Here is a 2,801-nt window from a genome sequence, read left to right on the forward strand (position 1 = left end):
GCGATCGGCAGCTGGACCGGCACGCCGCTCCGCGATTTCCTCAAGCTGGTCGGCGCCGACACGCGCGCGAAATACGTCTGGTTCCAATGCGCCGACAAGGACGGCTACAACTCGCCTCTGGACATGCGCAGCGCGCTGCATCCGCAGACCCAGATGACGTTCAAATACGCGGGCGAGATCCTGCCGCGCGCTTATGGTTTCCCAATGAAGATCCGCGTGCCGACCAAGCTCGGCTTCAAGAACCCGAAATACGTCGTCTCGATGGAAGTCACCAACGACTACAAGGGCGGCTATTGGGAAGACCAGGGGTATAATTCGTTCAGTGGGAGCTAGCTGCGCTGCTGTAGGGTGGGTTAGCCTTGCGGCTGCGCGAAGCGCAGTCCGGTGGGCGTAACCCACCTCTTTGGTTTCCGCGGTGAAAAAAGAAGTGCTGGGTTACGCCAGCGGACCGCGCTGCGCGCGGCCGCGGGCTAACCCACCCTACGACACCGTTTATTTGGCTGGCCCCACCTTCCGCTGGCACAGCGTCGCGAAGGCCCCAAGCGCCAGCAGCGCCGCCGAGACGTTCAGCGCATAACTCAGGCTGCCCAGCGCATCCGTGATCGCGCCGACCACGATCGGTCCCAGCGTCTGCCCGACGCCGAACGAGATCGTCATTGCCGCGATCGCGGTCGGCCACACCTCGGGCGGATAATTGAAGCGGACGAAGGCCGTGGTCGAGCCGACCACGGCGAAGAAGGCGACGCCGAACACGACCGCCGAGGTCGCAAGCCACGCGGTCGAATGTCCCAGCATCGGCAGGCCCGCGCCGACCGCGTTGGTGCCGAGGATGATGGCGGTGGCAAGCCCGCCGCGATCCAGCGCGAGCACGCCGCGCCAGACCCACGGCGTGACGAAGGCACTGAGGCCGATCAGGCTCCAGAACGCGGCTTGCGCTGCGGCACCACCGCCGCCGTCGCGCACATAGGCGATCATGAAGGTCATGTAGGCGATGTAGCCGGCGCCGAACAGGAAGTAGCCGGCGAGATAGATCAGCACGGGGAGAATGGCGAAGGAGGCATGGCCGCCTTCCGTGAAACGCGCTCGGCTCTCGATGCGGATCAGGAACAGAGGCACGGTCATCGCGGCCGAGAGCAGCGTCAGCGCCCACCACACCAGCCACCACGAGCCCGGCCCGAAATGCTGGAGCGTGAACGGGGCGATCAGCCCCGAGGCGAGAATGCCGATCCCGGGGCCGGCATAGTACAGGCTGAGCAGGAAATTCGCCCGCTCCGGGCGCGATTGCGCAATCGACGCGGCCAGGGCGCCCCCGGCGACGAAGCCGGCCGCTGCCCCCAGGCCCAGCACCAGGCGTGCCAGGCTCAGCGCCACGAAATTGCCTGTCAGCGCGCAGGTGGCGAGCGCAGCGACGCAGGCCAGGGTTCCCACGCGGATCGCGGCCGACCAGCCGACGCGCCGGATCAGCCGGGACGCCACCAGCGCGCCCACGAGGTAGCCGACGGCGTTGATGGTGTTCATGAAACCGGCCGCCGAGTAGGACCAGCCGAGGTCCTCCCGCATGTCGGGCAGCACCAGCGCATAGGCAAAGCGGCCGATGCCGAGCCCGACCGTCGCCGCCAGCGACAGGGTCAGGATCAGCCGCGCGGGGTGCGCGTCGGGCGGGGGGCGGTCAGGGGCGTGCACAAGGGGGTACTCCGGCGACCCGCACTGTGGCAGGCCCTGCCGGTCTTGCACAGCCGCGGCGCGGCAATGGTGTCTTGCCAAGCGCGCAACACCGCTCTAGCACTCCGGCCGGCCGTCATTCCGGGGCGCGCCTTTTGGCGCGAGCCCGGAATCCATTCCACCACTTGTTGCGTGGCCTGATGGATTMCGGGCTCGCTCGCTTTGCTCGCGCCCCGGAATGACGAGAGAGGATTGAGAAGGATCTGACCATGGCGACCCACAAACTGCTGCTGCTTCCCGGCGACGGTATCGGCCCCGAGGTGATGGGCGAGGTGAAGCGGCTGATCGACTGGCTCAATTCGGCCGGGATCGCCAAATTCGAGACCGATACCGGCCTCGTCGGCGGCTCCGCCTATGACGCGCACAAGGTGTCGATCTCCGAGGGCRACATGGCCAAGGCGCTTGCCGCCGACGCCATCATCTTCGGCGCGGTCGGTGGTCCCAAGTGGGACGCCGTTCCCTACGAGGTGCGCCCCGAAGCCGGCCTGCTCCGCCTGCGCAAGGATCTCGGCCTGTTCGCCAACCTCCGCCCCGCCGTGTGCTACCCGGCGCTGGCCGATGCCTCGAGCCTGAAGCGCGAGGCGATCGAGGGCCTCGACATCGTCATCGTGCGCGAGCTCACCGGCGGCGTCTATTTCGGCGAGCCCAAGACCATCACCGATCTCGGCAACGGCCAGAAGCGCGCCATCGATACCCAGGTCTACGACACCTATGAGATCGAGCGCATCGCCCGCGTCGCCTTCGACCTTGCCAAGAAGCGCAAGAACAAGGTGACGTCGATGGAGAAGCGCAACGTCATGAAGTCGGGCGTGCTCTGGAACGAGGTCGTCACGCAGGTCCACAAGCGCGAATATCCCGATGTCACGCTCGAGCATCAGCTCGCCGATTCCGGCGGCATGATGCTGGTGAAGTGGCCGAAGCAGTTCGACGTCATCGTCACGGACAATCTGTTCGGCGACATGCTGTCCGACATCGCGGCGATGCTGACCGGCTCGCTCGGCATGCTGCCCTCGGCCTCGCTCGGCGAGGTCGACGTCAAGAGCAAGAAGCGCAAGGCGCTGTACGAGCCGGTGCACGGC

At 66.7% G+C, this 2,801-nt stretch carries 3 protein-coding genes; 2 read left to right on the forward strand and 1 reads right to left on the reverse strand.

Annotated elements, in window-relative coordinates; all coding sequences use genetic code 11:
* Nucleotides 1-333 (forward strand): molybdopterin-dependent oxidoreductase (locus AC1D00_RS34970; RefSeq protein WP_477013818.1); only part of this gene is annotated, 333 nt, incomplete at its 5' end.
* Between the two features lie 159 nt (nt 334-492).
* On the opposite strand, the gene AC1D00_RS34975 is transcribed toward AC1D00_RS34970, so the two are convergent.
* Nucleotides 493-1,683, reverse strand: coding sequence for a YbfB/YjiJ family MFS transporter (locus tag AC1D00_RS34975; protein WP_477013819.1), 1,191 nt, complete (start codon nt 1,681-1,683; stop codon nt 493-495).
* Nucleotides 1,684-1,931: 248 nt separating this feature from the next.
* Between AC1D00_RS34975 and leuB the strand changes: the two genes are divergently transcribed.
* Nucleotides 1,932-2,801, forward strand: an 870-nt coding sequence (gene leuB, locus AC1D00_RS34980) for a 3-isopropylmalate dehydrogenase (RefSeq protein ID WP_477013820.1), incomplete at its 3' end; no start/stop codon positions are given.

It is taken from the genome of Bradyrhizobium sp. P2_E8, from assembly GCF_056403875.1.